22 protein-coding genes and 1 CRISPR repeat array are annotated in these 22,931 nt (G+C 71.9%); of the genes, 18 read left to right on the top strand and 4 right to left on the bottom strand.

The window, feature by feature from the left end; all coding sequences use genetic code 11:
* The first annotated feature begins 77 nt into the window (after window positions 1-77).
* The 5 genes from ACOJVX_RS23945 to ACOJVX_RS23925 all read left to right on the top strand — a co-directional run bounded on the left by ACOJVX_RS23945 (window position 78) and on the right by ACOJVX_RS23925 (window position 5,709).
* Complete coding sequence (locus ACOJVX_RS23945; RefSeq protein WP_081715555.1) at window positions 78-1,286, top strand: sensor histidine kinase; 1,209 nt, start codon at window positions 78-80, stop codon at window positions 1,284-1,286.
* The gene (locus ACOJVX_RS23940; protein ID WP_026419605.1) at window positions 1,283-1,963 is read left to right on the top strand and encodes a response regulator transcription factor; all 681 of its coding nucleotides are present in this window, start codon (window positions 1,283-1,285) and stop codon (window positions 1,961-1,963) included. Before ACOJVX_RS23945 ends, ACOJVX_RS23940 begins: the two co-directional genes overlap by 4 nt.
* Before the next feature lie 513 nt (window positions 1,964-2,476).
* Complete coding sequence (locus ACOJVX_RS23935) at window positions 2,477-3,784, top strand: hypothetical protein (RefSeq protein ID WP_418153267.1); 1,308 nt, start codon at window positions 2,477-2,479, stop codon at window positions 3,782-3,784.
* 35 nt (window positions 3,785-3,819) lie between these two features.
* Complete coding sequence (locus tag ACOJVX_RS23930; protein ID WP_081893400.1) at window positions 3,820-4,713, top strand: sugar phosphate isomerase/epimerase family protein; 894 nt, start codon at window positions 3,820-3,822, stop codon at window positions 4,711-4,713.
* A 126-nt stretch (window positions 4,714-4,839) separates the two neighbouring features.
* Window positions 4,840-5,709 carry a proline dehydrogenase gene (locus ACOJVX_RS23925; RefSeq protein WP_418153268.1) on the top strand — a complete coding sequence of 290 codons (870 nt, stop codon included), beginning with the start codon at window positions 4,840-4,842 and terminating at the stop codon, window positions 5,707-5,709.
* A gap of 319 nt (window positions 5,710-6,028) precedes the next feature.
* A CRISPR array of direct repeats spans window positions 6,029-6,423; the repeat unit is 29 nt; unit sequence GAAAGCCCCGCGCAAGCGGGGGTGAGCCG.
* 229 nt (window positions 6,424-6,652) lie between these two features.
* On the opposite strand, the gene ACOJVX_RS23920 is transcribed toward ACOJVX_RS23925, so the two are convergent.
* Window positions 6,653-6,835 (bottom strand): DUF397 domain-containing protein, encoded by a 183-nt coding sequence (locus ACOJVX_RS23920; RefSeq protein ID WP_103055963.1) that lies wholly within the window; start codon window positions 6,833-6,835, stop codon window positions 6,653-6,655.
* A complete protein-coding gene (locus ACOJVX_RS23915) occupies window positions 6,832-7,665 on the bottom strand; it encodes a helix-turn-helix domain-containing protein (protein ID WP_418153269.1) in 834 nt (277 codons plus the stop codon). The genes ACOJVX_RS23920 and ACOJVX_RS23915 overlap by 4 nt, the downstream gene beginning before the upstream one ends.
* Before the next feature lie 572 nt (window positions 7,666-8,237).
* Between ACOJVX_RS23915 and lysX the strand changes: the two genes are divergently transcribed.
* The 7 genes from lysX (at window position 8,238) to ACOJVX_RS23880 (ending at window position 14,695) form a co-directional block, all read left to right on the top strand.
* Window positions 8,238-9,746, top strand: a complete 1,509-nt coding sequence (gene lysX, locus ACOJVX_RS23910; protein WP_418153270.1) for a bifunctional lysylphosphatidylglycerol synthetase/lysine--tRNA ligase LysX — start codon at window positions 8,238-8,240, stop codon at window positions 9,744-9,746.
* A gap of 242 nt (window positions 9,747-9,988) precedes the next feature.
* Complete coding sequence (locus tag ACOJVX_RS23905; RefSeq protein ID WP_418153271.1) at window positions 9,989-10,174, top strand: Imm1 family immunity protein; 186 nt, start codon at window positions 9,989-9,991, stop codon at window positions 10,172-10,174.
* 283 nt (window positions 10,175-10,457) lie between these two features.
* Window positions 10,458-11,294, top strand: a complete 837-nt coding sequence (gene proC / locus ACOJVX_RS23900) for a pyrroline-5-carboxylate reductase (RefSeq protein WP_418153272.1) — start codon at window positions 10,458-10,460, stop codon at window positions 11,292-11,294.
* 174 nt (window positions 11,295-11,468) lie between these two features.
* Window positions 11,469-11,681, top strand: coding sequence for a helix-turn-helix domain-containing protein (locus ACOJVX_RS23895; RefSeq protein WP_016698403.1), 213 nt, complete (start codon window positions 11,469-11,471; stop codon window positions 11,679-11,681).
* A 377-nt stretch (window positions 11,682-12,058) separates the two neighbouring features.
* Window positions 12,059-12,160, top strand: a complete 102-nt coding sequence (locus tag ACOJVX_RS23890) for a 30S ribosomal protein bS22 (RefSeq protein WP_003402602.1) — start codon at window positions 12,059-12,061, stop codon at window positions 12,158-12,160.
* Between the two features lie 354 nt (window positions 12,161-12,514).
* Entirely contained in the window at window positions 12,515-13,549 is a 1,035-nt protein-coding gene (locus tag ACOJVX_RS23885; protein ID WP_026419601.1) for an NAD-dependent epimerase/dehydratase family protein, read from the top strand.
* 111 nt (window positions 13,550-13,660) lie between these two features.
* Window positions 13,661-14,695: a 1-acyl-sn-glycerol-3-phosphate acyltransferase gene (locus tag ACOJVX_RS23880; protein WP_026419600.1), complete on the top strand. Its 1,035-nt coding sequence runs from the start codon at window positions 13,661-13,663 to the stop codon at window positions 14,693-14,695.
* Between the two features lie 51 nt (window positions 14,696-14,746).
* Here the strand turns inward: ACOJVX_RS23880 and ACOJVX_RS23875 are convergent, their stop codons facing one another.
* On the bottom strand, window positions 14,747-15,739 hold the full coding sequence (locus ACOJVX_RS23875) for an HAD family hydrolase (RefSeq protein ID WP_372492988.1): 993 nt from the start codon (window positions 15,737-15,739) through the stop codon (window positions 14,747-14,749).
* Window positions 15,740-15,869: 130 nt separating this feature from the next.
* Complete coding sequence (locus ACOJVX_RS23870) at window positions 15,870-16,442, bottom strand: sigma-70 family RNA polymerase sigma factor (RefSeq protein WP_026419598.1); 573 nt, start codon at window positions 16,440-16,442, stop codon at window positions 15,870-15,872.
* Between the two features lie 244 nt (window positions 16,443-16,686).
* Between ACOJVX_RS23870 and ACOJVX_RS23865 the strand changes: the two genes are divergently transcribed.
* The 6 genes from ACOJVX_RS23865 to hemC all read left to right on the top strand — a co-directional run bounded on the left by ACOJVX_RS23865 (window position 16,687) and on the right by hemC (window position 22,929).
* Entirely contained in the window at window positions 16,687-17,844 is a 1,158-nt protein-coding gene (locus tag ACOJVX_RS23865; RefSeq protein WP_026419597.1) for an acyl-CoA dehydrogenase family protein, read from the top strand.
* Window positions 17,841-18,089, top strand: coding sequence for a glutaredoxin family protein (locus ACOJVX_RS23860; RefSeq protein ID WP_030104529.1), 249 nt, complete (start codon window positions 17,841-17,843; stop codon window positions 18,087-18,089). Before ACOJVX_RS23865 ends, ACOJVX_RS23860 begins: the two co-directional genes overlap by 4 nt.
* 524 nt (window positions 18,090-18,613) lie before the next feature.
* Entirely contained in the window at window positions 18,614-19,399 is a 786-nt protein-coding gene (locus ACOJVX_RS23855; protein ID WP_418153276.1) for a fasciclin domain-containing protein, read from the top strand.
* A gap of 346 nt (window positions 19,400-19,745) precedes the next feature.
* Window positions 19,746-20,591: a redox-sensing transcriptional repressor Rex gene (locus ACOJVX_RS23850; protein ID WP_026419595.1), complete on the top strand. Its 846-nt coding sequence runs from the start codon at window positions 19,746-19,748 to the stop codon at window positions 20,589-20,591.
* Complete coding sequence (locus ACOJVX_RS23845) at window positions 20,588-21,994, top strand: glutamyl-tRNA reductase (protein WP_026419594.1); 1,407 nt, start codon at window positions 20,588-20,590, stop codon at window positions 21,992-21,994. Before ACOJVX_RS23850 ends, ACOJVX_RS23845 begins: the two co-directional genes overlap by 4 nt.
* A complete protein-coding gene (gene hemC / locus ACOJVX_RS23840) occupies window positions 21,991-22,929 on the top strand; it encodes a hydroxymethylbilane synthase (protein WP_026419593.1) in 939 nt (312 codons plus the stop codon). Before ACOJVX_RS23845 ends, hemC begins: the two co-directional genes overlap by 4 nt.
* The last annotated feature ends 2 nt before the right edge of the window (window positions 22,930-22,931 follow it).

Below are 22,931 nucleotides of genomic sequence, written 5' to 3'. Positions count from 1 at the left end.
TAGTTACTGTCACGTCCTGGGCGGCAGGGCTGGGCTAACCGGGTGGTTTCGTGCTTACGATTCGGAACGTGACCGGGATGGGTTACCTCGCCCTGTCGATCAGCCTCGTGCTCGTCGGCGGGCTCCTCGGTTTTGTCGCCGGACGGCTCTCGGAGCGCCGGCCACGCCGAGGACACGGCGGCGTCACCGTCGCGGAGCTCCTCCGCAGGCTGGTGAACTCCTCGCACAGCGGGGTGGCCGTCCTGAACCGCTTCGGCGATGTCCTCTTCCACAACCAGCGGGCCGTGGAGCTGGGGGTCGTCACCGCCAACGTCATCGACCCCAGAGCCGGCCAGGCGGCCGACCTGGCACTGGCGGAGAACCGGGTCGTCGCGGTCGACCTCCCGCCGACCGGGGCCGTCCGCAAGCGCCGGCCCGAGGCGGTCGCCGCCGAGGTGCGTCCCCTCGGGGAGGGGTTCACGGTCGTCGACGCGGCGGACGAGTCCGAGGCCGTGCGGCTGGAGGCCACCCGCCGTGACTTCGTCGCCAACGTGAGCCACGAGCTGAAGACCCCCGTCGGCGCGCTGGCCCTGCTCGCCGAGGCGATGCTGGACGCGGCCGACGAGCCGGACGAGGTCCGTCGCTTTAGCGAGAAGATCCGCCACGAGGCCACCAGGCTCGGGGCGCTGACCAGCGAACTCATCGTGCTCTCCCGTCTCCAGGGCGCGGAGCCGCTTCCCGACCCCGACCCGGTGTCAGTCGACGCGGTCGTCGACGAGGCGCTCGGTCGGTGCCGGCTGACGGCCGAGGCGGCGGGCATCACCGTGACCACCGACCCGAGGAGCGGGCTGGTGTGCGCGGGCGACCGAGTGCTGCTCACCACCGCGCTGTCCAACCTGCTGACCAACGCGATCGCCTACTCCCCGGAGGGCAGCGCCGTGTCGGTGTCCCGCCGCCTCCGGGACGGGATGGTGGAGGTCGCGGTCACCGACCGGGGGCTGGGCATCGCCCCCGAACACCAGGAACGGGTCTTCGAACGGTTCTTCCGGGTCGACCCGGCCAGGTCGAGGGCCACCGGCGGGACGGGCCTCGGGCTGGCCATCGTCAAGCACGTCGCCAACAACCACGGCGGCTCGGTGCGCCTCTGGAGCCTGCCGGGCACCGGGTCCACCTTCACGCTCAGCCTGCCGGCCCTCGACGCGGAGGAACCGCGTGCGGGAACGGAGCGGCCACTCGCCGCCGCGTCCGCCGGTGGACCGGGCACCACGATCTCCTCGCAACCCAGGAATCCGGGAGGAAAGCCATGACGAGGGTGCTCATCGTCGAGGACGAGGAGTCCTTCGCCGATCCGTTGGCGTTCATGCTGCGCCGGGAGGGCTTCACTCCTGCGGTGGCCACCGACGGTCAACAGGCGCTGGCCGAGTTCGACCGCAACGGCGCCGACATCGTGCTGCTCGACCTGATGCTGCCCGGGATGAGCGGGACGGACGTCTGCCGGCAGCTGCGCGCCAGATCATCGGTGCCGGTCATCATGGTGACGGCGAGGGACAGTGAGATCGACAAGGTCGTGGGACTCGAACTCGGGGCCGACGACTACGTCACCAAGCCGTATTCCGCCCGGGAGCTGATCGCGCGGATCCGGGCCGTCCTCCGCCGAGGCGGTGAGTCCGAGGAGACCGCGCCCCAGGTGTTGGCCGCCGGGCCGGTGCGGATGGATGTCGAACGTCACGTGGTGACGGTGGGTGGTGGCGACGTCACGCTGCCGTTGAAGGAGTTCGACCTGCTGGAGTACCTGTTGCGGAACTCCGGTCGGGTCCTCACCCGCGCCCAGCTCATCGACCGGGTCTGGGGGGCGGACTACGTCGGGGACACCAAGACGCTGGACGTGCACGTCAAACGCCTGCGGTCCAAGATCGAGCCCGACCCGGGGAACCCGAGGCACCTGGTGACCGTGCGCGGGCTCGGCTACAAGTTCGAGGCCTGACCCCTCGCCGACGCGGCCAGCGGGACGTGGTGCCCCGGAACGAGGTAACGTAGCGTGTCACGTCCCGCGGGGTTCGACCACCGTCGAGCGCTCGCGGCAGGTGGGGACGCGGCCCTGTCACGACCCGACGTCGTCGTGGCTCCCGAGGGAGCCGGTCGCCGGGGTGCCAGCGGCCACGGCCGACGCCGGTGCCGGGGCACCGTTCACGAACGCCGAGGGCGGGGGCCCGGCGGGAGTGCGGAGAACCACCGCTGGTCCGGGAGGACTCGGCTGCCGGCCCCTCTCCGGAGAGCGGCGAGGGGTGACGCGGGCCACGACCCGTGCTCGGTCACTCGTCCGGCCCCTGCCTGTTTGCTGCCAGTATGGAGCGAGGGCATCGCACCTGCTCTGTCGGATAGATGGTTCAAACAGGAGAGAACGAGCTGCTGTGACTGTTCCAGCGCCCCGGCGAACCGAGCGAGTGACGGAACCAGTCACTGGACGAACGACGCCTTACTGGGCACGGTGGAAGCGATGAGTCGGGATAACCGGTCGGAGAGCGAGGGCCAGCGCAGCGTCGCGGAGCTGCTGGCCGCCTACGGCGGCAAGGGGGGCGGCGGCCGCCGCCGTCGCCGCAGAGCCGAGGACCCCACCGACACCGCTCCGCAGGCCATCATCGACCGGGTCCTGTCCGAGAGCGGGAACCTCCGCCGGGTCGAGGAAACCGACGAGGCCCCCGGACCCGAGGGACAGCAGTACCAGCCGCCGCCCAGGCCGGCTCCCGTCGGCCAGGACCGACCGACGCCCCCACCGCACCCCGAGCCACCGCACCACCCGGCCGAGCCGGACTACCCGCGAAACGACTACCCGCAGGGTGACTACCCGGAGGACGACTACCCGACCGCGAGCGACTACCCGCGGGGCGACTACCCGGTGGACCGGGGGCAGCGTGGCCAGGTCGATGGGCCAGGTCGGCAACCCGAGGCCGGTGCCCGCCCGGCGTTCCCCGCTGCCGGTCAGCTCCCAGCCGACCAGACCGTGCTCTACCCCGTCGACCCCGACATGACCGCCCAGTACCCGCCACTCACCGGGGAGGCACCGGCCGTGGCGTCCGACGTCGGGGGGCGGCTGGACGCACCCCCCGACGACCCGCACACGGAGCAGTTCCCCCGGGTCGCCGGCGACAACTTCGGCGGCTCCATCCTCGACGACCCCGCCGGCACCTTAGACGCCGGCTCCGACGCGGAACGCACCGTCGTGGGGACCGGCTGGTTCGAGACCGGTGAGGTCGCCGCCTACCGGGAGGACGGTCCGGACCCCTCGGCGGGGCCCGCCGAGACGCGGCAGCAGGCGCCGGTGGCACCCGGGGTGGACGTCGACCCGGACGCGGGGGAGCGCCCGGCGGACCGGCGCGACGACGCGGACGACCACGACTACGAGCCCGGCGACTACGGGGCCGATGACTACGGGTCCGGCGACTACGAGCCCGATGACTACGGGTCAGACGACTACGACGAGGACTACGACGAGGACGACTCGGCCGAGGAGGGCGTCGAGGAACCGGCGGAGAAGCCGGTGTCCCCCGTCAAGGAGTGGCTGCTCATGATCGGGCAGCTGGTGGTCGGAGTGGTGGGAGGAGCCGGGCTGTGGCTCGTCTTCCAGTGGCTCTGGCTGAACATCCCCGCCGTCGCCCTGGTGGTGGCGCTCCTCGTCATCACCGGCATGGTCTTCCTCGTGCGGAAGATCCGTCGCAGCGACGACCTCCAGACCACCCTGTTCACCGTGCTCGTCGGACTCATCGTGACGGTGTCGCCGGCCGCCCTGCTCCTGTTGGGAACGTGATCCCGGTGGGAGATGGCGTCAGGATTCCCGTGGGCCTGTCCACCGCCTCCGTCTGGCCGGAGCCGGCTGAGGGAGCCTTCCGGCTCGCCGCCGAGCTCGGTTACGACGGGGTCGAGGTGATGGTGTGGGCCGACCCGGTCAGCCAGGACCCGGAGGCCGTCCGGCGGCTGGCTGGCCAGTACCGAGTTCCCGTGCTGGCCGTGCACGCCCCGTGCCTGTTGATCACGCAGCGGGTGTGGTCCTCCGACCCGGTCGAGCGACTCCGCCAAGCGGTGCGCGCGGCCCAGACGCTGGACGCCGCGACGGTCGTGGTGCACCCCCCGTTCCGCTGGCAGCGGCGCTACGCGGACATGTTCGCCGACCTCGTCGCCGAACTGGAGGACGACACCGGCATCACCGTCGCCGTGGAGAACATGTTCCCGGTGCGGCCGTTGGGCAACCGGCAGCTCGGCACCCGGCCACCTGGCTCTGGCCCCTTGTCGTCCCGGCTGATGAACTCGCAGCTCATGGGCGCCTACCTCAAGGGCGAACAGCTGATCGGAAGTCAGCTGCGGGACTCCTGGCCCCCGAGGGTGTCCGCCTTCCACCCCTCGCCGGACCCCACCGAGGCCGGCTACCGCAGCTACACCCTCGACCTGTCCCACGCGGCCGTCGCCCACGCCGATGCCATGCTGCTGGCAGCCCGGATGGGAAGCGGCCTGCGTCACGTGCACCTCGGGGATGGCACGGGTGCGCCCCGCGACGAGCACCTGCTCCCGGGGCGGGGGAACCAGCCCTGCGCCGAACTGCTCCGCAGCCTCCGGCCGTCCGGCTTCGACGGGTCCGTGGTGCTCGAGGTGAACACCCGGAAGGCCCGAGCACCGGGGGAACGGGCGGCGGAGCTCACCGAGGCACTGCTGTTCGCCAGGAAGCACCTCGGTCCGGAGTGACCGGGCCCGGGGCGGAGTGAGCCGGCCTCGGGGCGGTGGTGCTCGCACTCGCCTCGCCCGTGGTCGCGGGGAGGTCCACCCGGGCGGAGTCTCGCGCGAGGCAGCTGACGGTGTTTCCATCGAAGCGTGCCGTCGAGGGCCCGGGTTCTCCTGACGAGCGCCGCGCTGGCCGCGGCGAGGAACGACGCCGTGCGCGGCCGGTCCGTCGTGACCCGGCAGAACGCGGGGAAGGACGCGGTCGGGGCGGTGCTGGCGGCCCGTCGCCTCGTCGCCAGGTTCGGTCGAGTCCGCCTCGACCACCTCGTGGAGGGCGCCACCGACCGAGGCGCGGCGGTCCGGGCCACCCAGGAGTTGCTGGACCTGCTTGGCGAGATCGACCTCTCCGGACTGGCCCCGTTCGTCGACGTCGGGCTCCGGCCCTCGGGCTGCGGGCTCGCGCTGGACGTCGGCCTGGCGGAGGAGAACCTCGACCGGATCTGCGGGCTCGCCCACCGCGTCGGGTGCACCGTCACCCTGGACACCGAGGACCACTCCTCGGTGGACCAGGTCCTGGCCGTCGCCGGCTCGCTGCGCGACCGGTGGCGCGGCCTCGGGGTGGTGCTGCACGCGAACCTCCACCGGACCGTCGAGGACTGCGTGGCGCACTCGCGCGCCGGTTCCCGGGTCGTGCTGAGCCCGGCGTCCCACCCCGAGTCGGCGTCGGTCGCGGTGTTCGACCCCCACGAGGTGGACCTCCAGTACGTGCGCTGCGCCCGCGTCCTCCTCGCCGGTGCCTGCCGACCGGTGTTCGCCGCCCGACGTCCCCGGCTGCTCGGCGCCGTGGTCGGCGCGGCCAGGTGGCACCGACGGGATGTGCGCTCGTTCGAGTGCCAGGTGCCCCCCTGGATGCCGCCGTCGGACCGCCGCCGGCTGGCCGGAGCGGGGGTGGCGCTGCGGGCGGTGGTGAGGTTCGGGGCGGACGCCGGGCCGCCGGTGGTGCCTCGGCCTGGGCACTGAACTCGAGCGTGGTGCTCCGCCTGCGGGCCGGCGCGGTGGTGCGAGTGGTGGACGGGGACGTCGGTGGGTGTGCCCTGACGGTCGGTCACTGGGGCGGGCGTTGGAGCACGTGGCCGGTGGTGGCGGCGGTACGGTGGGCGGCGTGACGAGGTCGGCGGTGGGAGTCGCGGCGGTCGAGGGCGAGGTCGCGAGTCCAACGGGGACCGACCGCGCCGGGAAGGGGCAGCCATCGCGGGCCGGCGCCCGGCGCCAACGGTGGCGCCGAACCGCACAAGGTCAAGAAACGGTAACGGTCCTCCATTGGTGCAGGTCGCGAAGGGAAAGCCCCGCGCAAGCGGGGGTGAGCCGAACGTCACGATCCAGGTCTTACCGTTCGCCGCGAAAGCCCCGCGCAAGCGGGGGTGAGCCGCCACGCGGGCAGCCGCGCTCCTCGCTGACGCCGAAAGCCCCGCGCAAGCGGGGGTGAGCCGACGTGACAACGGCGATCAGGACCGCCCCGGTCGAAAGCCCCGCGCAAGCGGGGGTGAGCCGCCCCAACCGCGCCCTCATGGCGGCGCACCGCGGAAAGCCCCGCGCAAGCGGGGGTGAGCCGCCGCCGATGACGACGTCATCCAGGTAGCGGGCGAAAGCCCCGCGCAAGCGGGGGTGAGCCGGTCGCCGGCGGACTCCTCCAGGCGGTGGATGAGAAAGCCCCGCGCAAGCGGGGGTGAGCCGACGGCACCTGCCGGCCGCATCCGCACCCCCCGGAAAGCCTTGCGCAAGTGGGTGAGCCGCGCCTCGCGACCGGGTACCCGGTCACCCCTCGGCGGCGGGCAGGGGCGTGTCCGGAGTGATGTTCCGGTCCCGGCACGGGGTGCCGGTGGTGTGGTCCGCCCGGCTCCCGCTGGCCGGGCGGCACGGAACAGCCCCCGGCTCCGCGCGGAGCCGGGGGCTGGGGTGGTTGTCAGTGCAGTCGGTCGGCCTTGACGGCGTCGACCAATGCCGCGAACGCGGCCCGGTGCACGAGGAGTGTTCCGCCGTCCCGGTTCTTGGTGTCGCGGATGCCGACGACCTCGCTCGCTCCCGTACCGATCTCGACGCAGTTGGACGACGAGACGGATCGTCGAGGTTTGCGCCACCGTGTCACAGCTCGCCCTCCAGTGCGCGCAGCCGCGTCCGCGACTCCTCCTCCGACAGGGCCACGCCGAGCAGGTGGTCTCTCGTCGCGACCACGGGTGCGACGTCCCGTTCGCTGTACAGCCAGGTGGATGACCGGTAGTGCTCCAGGTGCACGACCGCCGGCGCGTCATCGAACTCGATGATCTCGAACCCGGCGACCAGGCCCCGGTAGAAGCCCCGCTCGGCGGGGATGACGCGGACCGACACGGCGGGCAGCCGTGACCACTCGCGCAGGGCCGCCAGCTGGCCGCGACGGACGTCGACCCCGCCGGGCGGTGTGGTCCTCCGAAGGGCCAGCTCGTCGATGATCGCCAGGTAACGCACGTCGCCGCCGAGGACGTGAGCCCGCCGACGTTCCCTCATCGCGAGTGCCTGGTCCATGTCGATCGCCGGCGTCTCCCCGTGCGCCAGCAGCGCCGCCGCGTACTCGCGCGTCTGGAGCGGGCCGGGGACGAGGACCGGGTGGACCTCCGTGATGGAACTGGCGTCGCGTTCGTAGCGCTCCAGATCGGTCAACGATTCGGCGATCTCGTCCGATCCGACCGGCGACCACTGCTGGACGGTGACGGTGTCGACCAGTTCCCCCAACTCGGCGCGGAGCGCACCGGGCGGGTCGTAGAGCTCGATCATCAGGGCGACCGCGCTGGCGTCCGGTGTCCGTGAACCCCGTTCAGATCGGGATATCAGCGACTGGCTGACTCCCAGCTGTCGGGCTGCCTGCTGCTGGCTCAGGCCCGCCGCGGTGCGGGCTTGTGCCAGGGCGCGGCCCAAGGCCAGGACTGCCGGCGAGCGCGCCATACTGCCTTCCTTTCATGCTTACGGGTTATTCGCTGACTGTCGATTCGCACTAGTCGACTGAATCGCGACTGGTTATGACGGAATGAAAAGTCGCGCTTACGGATTGAGGTTAGCGCACGAGTGGATCGCTTCTTGCCGGTGTGATCGTCGTTGTACCGGCTGTCCTCGTGGTCGTCGTCGCGGTCCTGGTCGGATACCACGTGGACCGTTCTGAGCAGCACCGCGACCCGGGCCCGAAATTGGTGGTCTCCGCCTCGTCCGCTCGTCGGGTTCCCGCTCGTTCGATCCCTGTGGCGGTGTTGCTCGCGATGTGTGCCCAGGACAGGCCGGACGCGCTCCCCGCCCCGACGCGGCGCGCCCGGCCGGGGACAGCGGCCCCCGACGCTGTCCCCCTCCCACGACCGGCCCCACCTCCCCGATCGGACCGGTCCGTGTGGCGACGGGGCCGACGTGACCGAGTTCCTGAACCGCTTGTACAGCTCCGGCCTGCTCAAGCGAGTTCTGGGGCCGACACCGCTTGATCACGTTGGGTGAGGAGTAGGTGTTTTCGCAGGATGGATACACTGCCGGCCGTGAGCGACACCGCCGACGACCTCGCGGACCTGACGACTCTCCCTGAGCAGATCCGGGTCCGCCGCGAGAAGCTCGACCGGCTGCGGGCAGCTGGGGCCGACCCCTTCATACAGCGCTCGCCCCGGACGATCTCGATCGGCGACGTTAGGGAGAAACACGGTCATCTCGAACCCGACCATTCCACCGGAGAGCAGGTTGGCGTCGCCGGTCGCGTCATGCTCTACCGCACCGGCGGCAAGCTGTGCTTCGCCACGATCCGCGATGCCACGGGTGACCTCCAGATCATGTTGTCCCTCGACCGGCTCGGCGAAGAGGCACTCGCCGCCTGGAAGTCCGACGTCGACCTCGGCGACCACGTGGGCATCGAGGGCGAGATCATCACGTCCCGCCGGGGCGAGCTGTCGGTCATGGCCGATCGGTGGGTGTTGACAGCGAAAGCGCTCCGCCCATTGCCGGAGAAGCACAAGGGGCTCACCGACCCCGAGGCGCGAGTTCGTCGTCGCTACGTCGACCTGATCGTCAATCCCGAAGCGCGTGAGATGGCGCTACGACGCTCGGCGGCCGTGCGGGCGCTGCGTGACGGCCTGCACGAGCAGGGCTTCGTCGAGGTCGAGACCCCGATGCTGCAGCAGGTGCACGGCGGCGCGACGGCACGGCCGTTCACCACGCACATCAACGCCTACGACCTCGACCTGTACCTGCGGATCGCACCTGAGCTGTACCTCAAGCGCCTGGTCGTCGGAGGCATGGACAAGGTGTTCGAGATCAACCGCAACTTCAGGAACGAGGGCGCGGACTCGACCCACAACCCCGAGTTCACGATGCTGGAGTTCTACCAGGCGCACGCCGACTACGACGAGGTCGCGCGGGTCACGCGGGAACTCGTTCAGGGGGTCGCGCGTGCCGTCCTCGGGGGCACCGTGATCGAACGCGACGGCACCGAAATCGACATCGGCGGCGACTGGCCTTCGATCACGCTGTACGGCTCGGTGTCCGACGCGCTTGGTGAGGAGATCACCCCGCACACCTCGGTCGAGACCCTGGCCACGCTCGCCGATGCTCACGGCCTGGGGCGGGACGTCCGCTGGGGCAACGGCAAGTTCACCGAGTACCTGTTCGAGGAGCTCGTCGAGCCCACGATCGTGCAGCCGACGTTCGTGCGGGACTTCCCGCTCGAGACCTCCCCGTTGACCCGGCAGCACCCCGACGAGCCGCTGCTCACCGAGAAGTGGGATCTCATCGGCTGGGGTATGGAGCTTGGTACCGGGTTCACCGAGCTGACCGACCCGCTCGAACAGCGACGCCGCCTCACCGAGCAATCCCTGCTCGCCGCCGGTGGCGATGCCGAGGCCATGCAGCTCGACGAGGACTTCCTCGAAGCTCTGGAGTACGGCATGCCCCCCACCGGCGGGGTTGGGGTCGGGGTTGACCGACTGCTCATGGCCTTCACGGGCAGGGGCATCCGCGACACGATCCTGTTCCCCATCGTCAAGCCCAACGTCCAGTAGCGGAGACCACCCATGTGGACGGCGTGTCGCTCGTGATGACTCGAGGTGGATGGGTTCGTCGAACGATCGCACGTTCCCAGGGGGCGTGGCTGCCCCACACCCGGGCCGTGGACGGTGATGTCCTCAGCCGAGGCCGCCCCGCTGAATTGTGGTCACGGCAGGGCGGCGGAGGGGGTGGCGGTCACGACCTGAGGAAGCTCACGTGTTGCTCGGCATGGTCCAGCCACAGCGAGTGCCGGCCGGTGTCGGTGACGGTGAGCCCGTTCCGTTCGGACGGTGAACCCGTCGAGTTCGACCAGTCCGTTCCGCTGTTCTCCCCGTCGTTGGCGTCGCTACCGATCGAGCAGGTGCGCCGGGCCGTCGCGGAGTACTTCCGGACGGGCCGCCGGCCGGACTGCGTTCAGTGGCAGCCGGGGGACTGGTACTGAGAACGCCCGCGCCCGCCTGGTGGGCGAGTCCGGCGGCGATGACGAACCAGGTGCCGTCCCGGTCGCGGCGCCGGCCGTGTGGTGCGGGAAAGCCCCGCGCGAGCGGGGGGTTGAGCCCGACGCCGTCGGCCTGATCGCTGTCGTGGCCGAGAAGGCCCCGCGCGAGCGGGGGTGAGCCGGTTCGGGCGACCGGGTTTCGCGCACCGGCGGGAATCCCACCGATCGGGCGGGCTCCGCTGGAGTGCGTGCGGCGGCGGAGCGCGAGCTGGCAGGCTCACCCTCCATGAGTTCTATCGCAGTACTCGGTGCGGGCAAGATCGGCGAGGCGTTGCTCTCCGGCCTGATCCGAGCCGGACACCAGCCCGACACGCTCTCCTTCACCGAGCGCCACCCGGGCCGGGCGAAGGAGCTGGCGGGGCGGCACGGGGTTGACGCGGTGGCGGTCGCCGAGGCAGCCGTGAATGCCGACGTCCTGGTGGTGGCGGTGAAACCGCAGGACATCGAGCCGCTGCTCGACGACCTGAGCGGCTCGGTGGCCGAACGCCCGGCGGACAGGGGCCTCCCGCTGGTGGTCTCGCTCTGCGCGGGCCTGCCCACCGCCCTCTACGAGAGCAGGTTGCCGCCGGGCACGCCGGTGGTGCGGGCGATGCCGAACACGCCGATGCTGGTGGGTGAGGCGATGAGCGTCATCTCGGCCGGTAGCCACGCGTCCGAGGACGACCTCTCGCTGGTGGAGGAACTGCTGGCGAGCGTGGGCCGGGTCCTGCGGGTCCCCGAGGAACAGCAGGACGCCGTGACCGCGCTGTCCGGTTCCGGCCCGGCCTACTTCTTCTACCTCGTCGAGGCGATGATCGACGCGGGCATCCTGCTCGGACTGCCCAGGGCGGCGGCGGCCGAGCTGATCATCCAGTCGGCGGTGGGCGCGGCCACCATGCTCCGTGGATCGGAGAGCCATCCCGTCATCCTCCGGGAGGCCGTCACGTCTCCGGCCGGCACGACGATCACCGGGATCAGGGAACTGGAGAAGCACGGCGTGCGGGCGGCGATGATCGACGCGATCGAGGCGGCCAGGGACCGGTCGGTGGAACTGGGCAGAGCCCACGAGGGAACCGGGAGCTGACCCGGGTCCGGCCTGGTCAGCGCGGCTCCCGCCGGTCGTGCGCCCCTCGGCCGCCTCGCTCGTGCGTCGCAGGAACACCAGGGGCACCGTTACCCTCGACAGCAGCACGTGCGTGTCGGTACCGCTGGGAGGGGAAGCCCGGCGGCGCGGCAGGTGCCGAAGGAAACGGTGGCTATGTTGACGCAAAGGGAGCATGACAACGGATTCGGCCAGGTTCGATTCCTGACTGTCGCCGAAGTGGCGGCGATGATGCGAGTGTCCAAGATGACGGTCTACCGACTGGTCCATTCGGGTGAACTGCCCGCGGTGCGGGTCGGCAGGTCGTTCCGCGTCCCGGAGAAGACCGTGCACGCCTATCTCCAGAAGTCGTACTACGACGTGGGATGAGCGAGCGTCCGGCTGCCGGCCGTCCGGTCGGCAGCCGGGTCACTCCACCAGGCGCCGCGTCCACCACCGCCCGCGTCGCTCCCGAACGCGTCCACCGATCGTTCCCGGAACCGTGCTCGTCCCCCGGCCCACCGGCGCGGGAGGGCGCGATCCGTCTCGGCGCCCGCGCGGCGCCGGAAACCCGGCCCGGCGCGTCCCGTGCCCCCGCCCCGCCCCGGTGGCCGACGCCGGCGCCCGGACAGGGCTGCGAGGACCGGCTACCGACCCGGGTACGCTGGTAGGCCGTTCGCACCCGACGTGTTCCCGCGGTCCTCGACTCGCGGTTCGCGTGGTGCGAGGAACGCACCAAGAGACGATGAGAACTGCGAGGGACCCGTATGGGCTCGGTCATCAAGAAGCGTCGCAAGCGGATGTCCAAGAAGAAGCACCGCAAGCTGCTCCGCAGGACCCGCGTGCAGCGGCGCAAGCTCGGCAAGTGAGTCCGAGCCGGCCGGTCCGCCCCGCAGGTGGCCCACCGCGACGCCCAGCGGCGTCGCGGTGGCGGCTCCGCGCGTCATGGGCGACCGGCCGGCCGGCGCCGTCCACCCGGCTCGTCCGTTCCCCGCGGGGCGGTGGGCGTCCGGGTGAACCGATCGGCCGCCCGTGACCCGGCTCAGCCCGCCGGATTGCGCCGATCGAGTGGAACGGTCACCCGTCGGTTGTCGCGGCCCTCGTGACGTCTCGTAGCCTGGCACCAGCGGTCTCGTCGGCGATCCAGCGAGGTGTCGGCCGCGACCCGGTCCGTCTGGCCGGGTGCCGCCGTGGTCCCGACACCACGTGATGGGAGCCAGACCATGACACCTCGCGTCGTCCTGGTGACCGGTGTGAACGGGTTCCTGGGAGCCCAGCTCGCGATGCGGCTGGCGTCCGACCCGGACATCGAGCGCGTGCTGTGCGTGGACATCGTTCCCCCCTCCCCCGAGGTCCGGCGGAGGCTGGGCAGGGCGGAGTTCATCCGCGCCGACATCAGGAACAGGCTGATCGCCAAGGTGATCGCCGCCGCCCGGGTGGACACGGTCGTGCACACCTCGGTCAGCCCGGAACCCGTCGGTGGCGGTCGCGCGCTCAACAAGGAACTCAACGTCATCGGCACGATGCAGCTCCTCGCCGCCTGCCAGACCTCGCCGCTGGTCCGCAGGGTGGTCCTGAAGTCGACGAGCGCCGTCTACGGCAGCAGCCCCCGGGATCCGGCGGTCTTCACCGAGCGGACGGAACCGCGCGAACTGCCCAGCGGCGGCTACGCCAAGGACGCCGCCGAGATCGAGGGCTACCTGCGGGGCTTCGCGCGACGGCGGCCCGACGTCGTCACCACCACACTCCGTTTCAGCAACTTCCTCGGCCCCCGGGCCGACACCGTCCTGTCCCGGTACTTCGCGCTGCCGGCGGTACCCGTTCCCCTCGGTCACGATCCCCGCCTCCAACTCGTGCACACCGAGGACGCCGTCGCGGTCACCCGACTCGCCACCCTCACCGACCTGCCGGGCGTGTACAACGTGGCGGGTGAGGGCGTGCTGACGCTCACCCAGGCGGTGCGCAGGGCTGGCAGGCTGCCAGTGGTCCTGCCCAGGCCGGCGTTGCGCCCCGTCGGCGCCGTGCTGCGCCGGGTGGTCCCGCTCGGGTGGCCACCGGAGTCCGGTACGCCTGACTTCGGACAGGTGATGGACACCACCTCTCTGCGGGAGAACGCCGGCTTCGTGCCGCGGTGGTCGACGGCTCAGGTGTTTGATGACTTCGTCCAGGGCAGGGGACTGCGCCCGCTGGTCGACGCGGACCGGTTGGGCGGCGGGTGGGATCGGATCCGGTCCGCGACCGTGCCCGGACGACGCTGATCTCGCGGGCGAGGTCCACGTCCCGTGGCCCGGGAGGACGAGGACGTGCGCCCGGGGGGTGACCCGTGTCGCGGTGCCGCGGCCGTCAGGACGATCACGGAGGAGGAACGAGTGGCCGAGGCACGAGTGATACCGCTGCGTCCGGGACGGGTGTCCGGGGGCGGCGCCCAACCCGTGGCGGAGGACACGACCGCCTCCGAGGACCTGCCCGGCACCGTGCGGGCAGCGCGGAGCGGCGACGGCCCCGCGCAGGCGGGCGGCGGGCGGGACGGGGAGGCCCCGGAACCAGACCCCGCCGTGGACGCGCGCCTCGAGGACCGGCTGGCGGGGCTGGCGCGGTTCGTCCGCCGCCGCCTCGCCGGTGAGTACGAGGTCGACGAGTTCGGGTTCGACGCGGAGCTCAACGACGCGGTGTTCCTGCCCGCGCTGCGCCTGCTCTACGAGCGGTGGTTCCGGGTCGAGGCGGTGGGGTTGCACAACGTGCCGGGCGACAGCGGGGCGCTCATCGTCGCGAACCACGCGGGCACGCTGCCGGTGGACGCGCTGATGACGGCCGTGGCCGTCCACGACCACCACCCCGAGCGGCGGCACCTGCGGTTGCTCGGGGCCGACCTGGTCTTCCGCCTTCCCGTGCTCGGTGCGACGGCGCGCAGGGCCGGTCACACCCTCGCCTGCGGTCCCGACGCGGAGCGGCTGCTCCGGGGTGGCGAGGTGGTCGGTGTCTGGCCGGAGGGGTTCAAGGGGGTGGGCAAGCCCTTCCGGGACCGCTACAAGCTCCAGCGGTTCGGCCGGGGTGGTTTCGTCTCCGCGGCGTTGCGCACGGGGACGCCGATCGTGCCCTGTTCCATCGTGGGTGCCGAGGAGATCTACCCGAAGATCGGGGACATCCGACCGCTCGCTCGGCTGCTCGGGTTGCCCTACTTCCCGATCACACCGTTCTTCCCCCTGCTGGGACCGCTGGGTGCCGTTCCGCTGCCGTCGAAGTGGTACATCGAGTTCGGCGAGCCGATCAGCACCGCGGAGTACGGTCCCGACGCGGCGGAGGACCCGATGCTGGTCTTCGACCTCACCGACCAGGTGCGCGAGACGATCCAGCAGACCCTCTACCGGATGCTGTCCCAGCGGCAGAGCGTGTTCCTCGGCTGAGGCGGACGGGCCACTCGCGGCTCGGGCGCCCCGGCGGCGTCCGCCGGGTCGTCAGATCCTCGGGCGGCGGTGGTAGCGCAGGCCGGCGGCGACCGCTCCCACGAGAGCGCCCGCTCCGAGCATCGAGTTCACCCCGATCTTCGCGGCCCGCCTGCCGGTGCGGAAGTCCCTGATCTGCCAGCCCCTGGCCCTGGCGGCCTCCCGCAGCGGGGGGTCCGGGTTCACCGCGACGGCGGTGCCCACCGCCGACAGCATCGGGATGTCGTTCACCGAGTCGGAGTAGGCGGTGCACCGGCGCAGGTGCAGGCCCTCGCGAACCGCGAGCGCGCGCACCGCCTGGGCCTTGGCCTTGCCGTGCAGCAGGTCCCCGACGAGCCGCCCGGTGTAGACGCCGTCCTCGCTCTCGGCCACCGTCCCCAGCGCACCGGTGAGCCCGAGGCGACGGGCGATGATGTCGGCGAGTTCGCGTGGTGTCGCGGTCACCAGCCACACCCGCTGGCCGGAGTCAAGGTGCTTCTGCGCGAGCGCGCGGGTGCCCTCCCAGATCCGGTCCGCCATCACCTCGTCGTAGATCTCCTCGCTCAGGCGGACCAGTTCCTCCACCGAGCGCCCCGCGACGAAGGAGAGGGCCTGTTCCCGACTGGACTGGATCTCCTCGGGGTTCTCCCGCCCACCGATGCGGAACTTGATCTGCTGCCAGGCGAAGCCCGCCATGTCGGAGGTGGTGAAGTACTTCCGCGCCGCCAGTCCTCGGGCGAAGTGGTAGATCGACGCCCCCATCATCATGGTGTTGTCGACGTCGAAGAACGCCGCGGCCGTGAGGTCGGGCGCCACGGCGGGTACCTCGGCTGGCGCGGTCACCGCCGCCTCCGCCGAGATCTGCCCCGCCCGGGTCGCATGGTCTTCCAGTGCCTGGCCGGTCTCGCGCTTCCGCCACAACGGCACCGCGGCGCCTCCCTGGATCGGTGGGTGTCGCTCCCAGCGGATCGGTTCCGGAGGGGATTCGGTATCCAGGGTAACGATCGGGCGAGGCCGCGAGATCATCACTCGCCGTGACCCGAGCCTCAACGCGGGTCCGCGCCGGTGCCGGAGCGGCGCCGAGGACCCGGATGGCGCGGCGCGCGCCGGGCGCGGGTGGTGACGGGAACCCCCGGCGCCGCCGCGGCCGGACCGCTCACCGCAGGCCCTCCGGCAGCATCCGCGCCAAGCGGCGCACGGCCCGTTGTTGCAGGGCCTTCACCGCGCCCTCGTTGCGGCCCATCCTGGCCGCGGTCTCGGCCACCGACAGGCCGCCGAGGAACCGGAGGACCACGCACTCCCGTTGGTCGGTGCCGAGTCGGCCGAGGTGGCGCAGCAGCTCGGAGTGCACCGCCTCGGTGAGGACCTTCTGCTCGGGGCCGGCCTGCACCGGCAGCGATGCCGACAGCGGCCCGTCCTCCGGCCGGGCGACCGGGACCTCCATGCGGTACTGGCCGGAGCGCACGTGGTCGAGGACCAGGTTGCGCGCGATCGTCACGAACCAGGCGCCCACGTCCCGGCCGCGTTCACGGAGTGAACTGATCCTGCGCAGCGCCCGCAGGAAGGTCTCGCTGGTGACGTCCTCCGCCAGCTCCCGGTCGCCGGTCCTCAGCAGCGCGTACCGGAACACGACGTCCACGTGGGTCCGGTACAGCTCGGCGAAGGCGGTCGGGTCGCCCCGCTGCGCGGCGCGTACGAGCGACCACCCTTCCGCCCGTGTCGTCGACATCCCACCCCCTGTCGCACCGAACCCGACTCGTGACGGAGTGGTCACCCAGGGTTGGTGGTCGGGGGGATTCTGGCGAACCCCGGGCGCCAACTTCCAGTTCAGCCCGGTTTTTCACTCCAGCAGGGTCCTTCTCCTGGCAGGTGATCGGAGACACCCGCCAACTCGGGGGAACATTGGACGACCGAGTATCGGATGACCCAGAATTCGAGCGGAATGTGCTCGCCAGCAGTACGGAGGTCATCGAGTGACGAACGCGCGAGAGGTGGAGCGGCAGTTACCGAGCCAGGAGGCGCGGGACCTGCTCGCGCTCACGAGTGACATCGCCAGTCGGGAACTCGCCCCGCGCGCGGCGGCGGCCGAGGAGCGCCGTGAGTTTCCCCGGGACCTCTTCGGCCTGCTCGGGCAGGCGGGTCTCCTCGGCCTGCCTTACCCGGAGGAGTACGGCGGGGGTGGGCAACCCTACGAGGTCTACCTCCAGGTGGTGGAGGAGCTGTCGAGGGCCTGGCTGACGGTGGGCCTCGGCACCAGCGTGCACTGCCTCTCGTGCCACGGGCTGGCCACCTTCGGCAGCGACGAACAGCGCGAACGCTGGCTGCCCGACCTGGTCGGCGGTGACCTGCTCGGGGCGTACTGCCTCTCCGAGCCGCACTCCGGGTCCGACGCGGCCGCGTTGCGGACCAGGGCGGAGCGGACCGCCGACGGATACCGGCTGTCGGGCACGAAGGCGTGGGTGACGCACGGAGGGGTCGCCGACTTCTACCTGGTCCTGGCCAGGACGGGCGAGGACGGGCCCAAGGGGATCAGCGCCTTCCTCGTGGACGGCGGCACCCCGGGCCTGAGCGGGGCCAGTCCGGAACGGAAGATGGGCCTCCGGTCCTCCGTGACGTCCCAGGTCGTGCTCGACGGAGTCGAGGTGCCCGTGGAACGGCGCCTCGGCGCCGAGGGCGACGGCTTCCGAGTGGCGATGGCGGCGCTCGACGCCGGACGTCTCGGCATCGCCGCCGGCGCGGTGGGCGTCGCCCAGGCCGCGCTGGACGTGGCGGTGGAGTACGCGGGGCAGCGCACGGCGTTCGGCCGGCCGATCGGGGAGTTCCAGGGGGTGTCGTTCCTGATCGCCGACGCGGCGGCGGGCATCGAGGCCGCGCGGCAGCTCTACCTCGCCGCCGCCCGTCGCAAGGACGGTGGTCTGCCGTACGGCCGGCAGGCGGCGATGGCGAAGTTGGTGGCCACCGACACCTGCATGCGGGTGACGACCGACATGGTCCAGGTCCTCGGGGGCGCCGGGTACGTGGAGGACTACCCGGTCGAGCGCTACATGCGGGAGGCGAAGGTGTTGCAGATCGTGGAGGGCACCAACCAGATCCAGCGCATGGTGATCGCCCGCTCCCTGATACAACGGTGAGCGTGCCAGACCACCACACCGTCACGCTGTTGGTCCGCCAGGGCTGCCACGGCTGCGTCGAGGCGGAGCGGGACATCGACCGGATCTGCGGTGAACTCGGGGTCCCCTGGACCTCGGAGGACGTCGACGACGACCGTGAGCTGCGCGCCGAGTACGGGGACCGGGTGCCGGTGATCCTGGTCGACGGGCGGGAACACGGGTACTGGCGCGTCGAGGAGGAGCGGCTTCGCGCCGCTCTGCGCTGAGCGCTTCACCTCCTGGGAACCGACCGGGAGCGGGGAGGACCCGGGTGGTCCCTCCCACCCGTCGCGGAACGTCGCTGCGTCCGCCCTGTGGAGCCAGCTGGCGGGGCGGCCCCCTCGGTGGCCGGCGGGGCCGGCCCTCCCGCCAGCCCCGCCAGTCGGGCCGCTTCCGCCGTGGCCGGTTCCGGTCTTCCAGCGGGCTCGTCCGCGTGGCGCTCCGCTCCGCCGGGCGGGCCGCCTCGTCCTCGGCCACGCTCGTCTCGCCGGGTGGAGCGATCCCGCCCGCGCCCAGTGCCCGTGCGGCGCCCTCCGCTCGAGGTGGTCGCCGGGGTGTTCGCCCCGCCTCGGGGCTCCCCGTTCGCGACGCGCCGGTATCCGGCTGAAATGCCCGTCGGTGCGCCCACCGCTACCTATCGTGCTGAACCAGGTTTGACGCGAAACCTCACCCGCGACCAGCGCGCGGCCGGCCGGTTCGACACGGTCGCCGCTGGTCGGGCCTGGTCGACGATCGAGAAGGAGTGATCTGCGTGCGGAAGGCGCAACGCCACGCTGTGGTCGGGACTCTCGCGGCGGTTGCCCTGGTGGCGCCCGCCTGCTCGAACAACGAGCAGCCCGCCGACGACACCGCTACCACCACCACCGCCGAGCAGGAGACCTCCGCGGAGCAGTCCCCGTCCCCCACCCGCGATCCGAACAGCGGCGTGACGACCGTCGACGACGCCTTCGGCCCGGGCTGTCCGGACCTGCCGCAGGACGACGAGCCCGGATCGCTCAACGCGATGTCCGAGCAGCCGGTGGCGACGGCGGTGGAGAGCAACCCGCTGCTCACCCAGTTGACCGCCGCGATCAACGCCGTGCCCAACCTCGCGGACACCCTGAACAACTCGCAGGCCCTGACGGTGTTCGCCCCGGCGGACTCCGGGTTCGAGCAGCTGGGCGAGGACCAGCTCAACCAGCTCCTGGCCAATCCGACCGAGCTCGAACCCCTCCTCTCCTACCACGTCGTCGGGGAGAGGTTCGACGCCGAGGAGCTGTCCGAGGCGGGGTCGGTGGCGACCCTGCAGGGCAGCCACGTCAGCGTCGAGGGCAGTGGTGAGGACATGACGGTGGGCGGGGCGCAGGTCCTGTGCGGCAACTTCCCCACCGCCAACGCGACCGTGTTCGTCGTCGACCAGGTGCTCCAGCCGGAGGAGGGAGCGGCGCCCAGCGGTGAGAGCAGCGCACCGGCCGAGTCCGAGGCTCCTGGCGCGGAGGAGCCGGGCGGGGGCGAGCCGGTCGAGGAGGACGGTGAGATGCCGGTACCCACGAACTGAGCCTCGTCGCCGAGGGGGTCCGGCTCGACCGGGCGCCCCTCGGCCCGTACGAGGCGCCGCTTCCCCGCATTCGAGGGCGGCCACCGCGGAACCCGTGGTGGCCGCCCTCGTTTTTCACCCTTTCAGGGAGTTGCCTCGCAGGGGAGCTGACCTCGTCTTACGGGTCGATTCACGTATGCAACTTTGTGCACCTCTTCACAAGCGCTACCGTGTAGCCGTCACCCCGCCGGGGCCGCGTGCGGACCAACCGCGGTCGGCCGGCGGTTCGTCGACGCAGGTCATGGCGAAAGTCATCACGGCGAGGAGAGTCAGCGTGGCAACACAGCGGGATGCGGGCGAGAGTGTCGTGACCGGTACCGCAGCCGCCGCGTCGGACCGTGCCGGAGAGGGCGCTGCCGAGGGCGACCCCGGCGCGTCCCCGGACGCCCGGCCGGCGGGGACGGCGGCGCCGGACGCCGACGTCGCCGTCGTTCGCGCCCGAGCGCGCGCCATCCCGGAGGCCGCCGTCGCCAGGCTCGCCGTCTACCTGCGCGTGCTCTCGGACCTCTCCGACGACGGCGTCGTGACCATCTCCAGCGAGGAGCTGTCGGTGGCCGCCGGGGTCAACTCGGCGAAGCTCCGCAAGGACCTCTCCTACATCGGCTCCTACGGAACGCGCGGCGTCGGCTACGACGTCAACGTGCTCGTCGGGCAGATCGAGCGGACCCTCGGCCTCACCCGCAAGCACAAGGTCGCGGTCGTCGGTATCGGTAACCTTGGTCACGCCCTGGCCAACTACGGAGGGTTCCCGAGTCGAGGCTTCCCGGTCGCCGCGCTCTTCGACGTCGACCCTGACCTCGAAGGAATCCCGGTCGGCGGGGTCCCGGTGCACCACACCGACGAGATCGTCCGGGTCTGCGGTGAGCTGGAGATCACCATCGGCGTCATCGCCACCCCAGCCCAGGGCGCCCAGGCGGTCTGCGACGGTTTGGTCCAGGGCGGTGTGCGGTGCATCCTGAACTTCGCACCCGTCGTTCTCCAGGTCCCGGACAACGTCGAGGTGCGCAAGGTCGACTTGGCGGTGGAGATGCAGATCCTGTCCTTCCACGTCGCCCGGCGGGACGACGCAGCGTCCGGCCCGGAGGCGGCACGCGTCGGTGACGGCGCCAACCCGGACCGCGACGAGGTCAACGGGGTGGTGGTCTCGAAGTGACGGTCCTCGCCGTCGGCCTCTCGCACCGCACCGCGCCCATCCAGCTCCTCGAGCGGGTGGCCGTCTCCGGCGACCGGTCGGAGAAGCTGCTGCTCGAACTGCTGGAGTGCGGCTCGCTCTCCGAGGTCGTGCTGCTGTCCACCTGCAACCGGGTCGAGATCTACGCCGTCGCCGACTCGTTCCACAGCGGTTTCGACGATGTGGCCGGTGTGCTCGCCCGACGCGCGGGCGTCGAGGTGCCGGACCTGGGCGGCAGCCTCTACGTGCACTACGCCCAGGCCGCCGTCGAGCACCTCTTCACCGTCGCGGCCGGCATGGACTCCATGGTCGTCGGCGAGTCCCAGATCCTCGGTCAGCTCCGCTCCGCCTACGCCCAGGCCGAGCGGCTGGGCACCGTGGGCAGCGTCCTCCACGAGCTGAGCCAGCAGGCGCTGCGGGTCGGCAAGCGCGTCCACGCGGAGACCGGGATCGGGGCCGAGGGCGCGTCGGTGGTCTCCGAGGCGCTCTCCGACGCAAGCGAGCTGCTCGGCGGGCTGGCCGGGCGACGGGCGCTGCTCGTCGGGGCGGGCTCGATGGGCGGGCTCGCCGCCGCCCACCTGCGTCGCGCCGGGGCCGGTGAGATCGTCGTGGCCAACCGCGGCCTGGACAACGCCCGTCGGCTCTCCGAGCTGAGCAGGCAGAACGGCACCCCGGCCCGCGCCGTGGGCCTCGACTCCCTTGCCGAGGAACTGGCCGTGGCCGACGTCGTCGTCGCCTGCACCGGAGCGGTCGACGCCGTCGTGGAGGTCGGAGCCGTCGTGCGCGCCAACCAGCTGCGCGCCGAGGCGGGGAGGGCGCACCACCCGCTGGTGCTCTGCGACCTCGGCCTGCCCAAGGACGTCGCGCCCGGCGTCGCCGAACTCCCCCAGGTGCGGGTCGTCGACCTGGAGTCGCTGCGCGCGCGGCTGCGCGGCGACCAGGACGGCAACGCCTTCGCGCGTGCCTCGGAGGTCCTGGCCGAGGAGGTCGCCAACTACCTCGCTGCCCAGCGCTCCGCCCAGGTCACCCCGACCGTGACCGCGCTGCGCAAGCGCGCCGCCGACGTGGTCGACGCGGAACTGCTCCGGCTGGACTCCCGGTTGCCCGACCTCGACGTGACCGTGCGGGAGGAACTCGCCAGGACGGTCCGCCGCGTGGTCGACAAGCTCCTGCACACGCCGACGGTCCGGGTGAAGGAACTGGCCGCCGGCCCGGGCGGCGGTGACTACGCCGACGCGCTCCGCGAGCTCTTCGCCCTCGACCCGAGGGCCCCTGGCGCCGTCAGGTCCCGACGCGGTGGGGCCGGCAGCGCGCTGCCAGCACACGGTGGTCCCGGCCGGCAGGACGTCCCCCCGGAGCGCGACCAGGAGGGTGAGGCCAGGTGACCCGCACTCTCCGGCTCGGGACCCGGGGCAGCGCACTGGCGATGACGCAGGCCGGATGGGTCGCCGACCGGCTCAGGGCCGAGGGCGTCGCCGTGGAGCTGGTGACGATCAGCACCGAGGGCGACCGGTCCAGCGCCCCCGTCGCCGAGATCGGCGTCGGCGTCTTCACCTCGGCACTGCGGGACGCGCTGGCCGAGGGGGAGGTGGACCTCGCGGTCCACTCCTACAAGGACCTGCCGACGGCACCCGACCCCCGGCTCCGCCTGGCCGCCGTCCCCACCAGGGAGGACCCGAGGGACGCCCTCGTCGCCAGGGACGACCTGCTCTTGGCCGAGCTGCCGGCGGGCTCGACCGTCGGTACCGGCTCGCCCCGGCGCGCCACCCAGCTCCGAGCACTCGGACTCGGACTGGAGGTACGCGCGTTGCGGGGCAACGTGGAGACCCGGCTGCGCAGGGTCGCCGATGGCGACCTTGACGCTGTGGTGGTGGCGCGTGCCGGCCTCGCCCGACTGGGCAGGCTGGACGCGATCACCGAAACGCTCGACCCCCTCCAGATGCTTCCCGCGCCCGCGCAGGGAGCCTTGGCGGTGGAGTGCCGCGTCGACGACGCGGACGTCGAGCACCTGACGCAGTCCATTGTGGACGACCCGGCCAGCCGCGACGCGGTGACGGCCGAGCGCGCCTTGTTGGCCGCGCTCGACGCCGGTTGCAGCGCTCCCGTCGGCGCGCTGGCCGAAATGGTGGAGGACCTCGACGACGAGGGACGAGCGGTGACCCGCCTGTTCCTCCGGGGTGTCGCGGGAACCGCGCGGGACGCGGTGACGCGTGCCTCCGCCATCGCAGAGACGACAGCAGCAGAGCAGCTCGGCCGCGATGTCGCCGCCGAGCTGCTCGACCTCGGGGCAGCGGTGCTCAGCGGCCCCGAGCGGCAATGAGT

Origin of the sequence: Actinoalloteichus caeruleus, from assembly GCF_049311605.1 — a bacterium.
GTDB classification, from domain to species: domain Bacteria; phylum Actinomycetota; class Actinomycetes; order Mycobacteriales; family Pseudonocardiaceae; genus Actinoalloteichus_B; species Actinoalloteichus_B caeruleus.
This window is presented reverse-complemented; position numbering and strand designations above follow the sequence as displayed.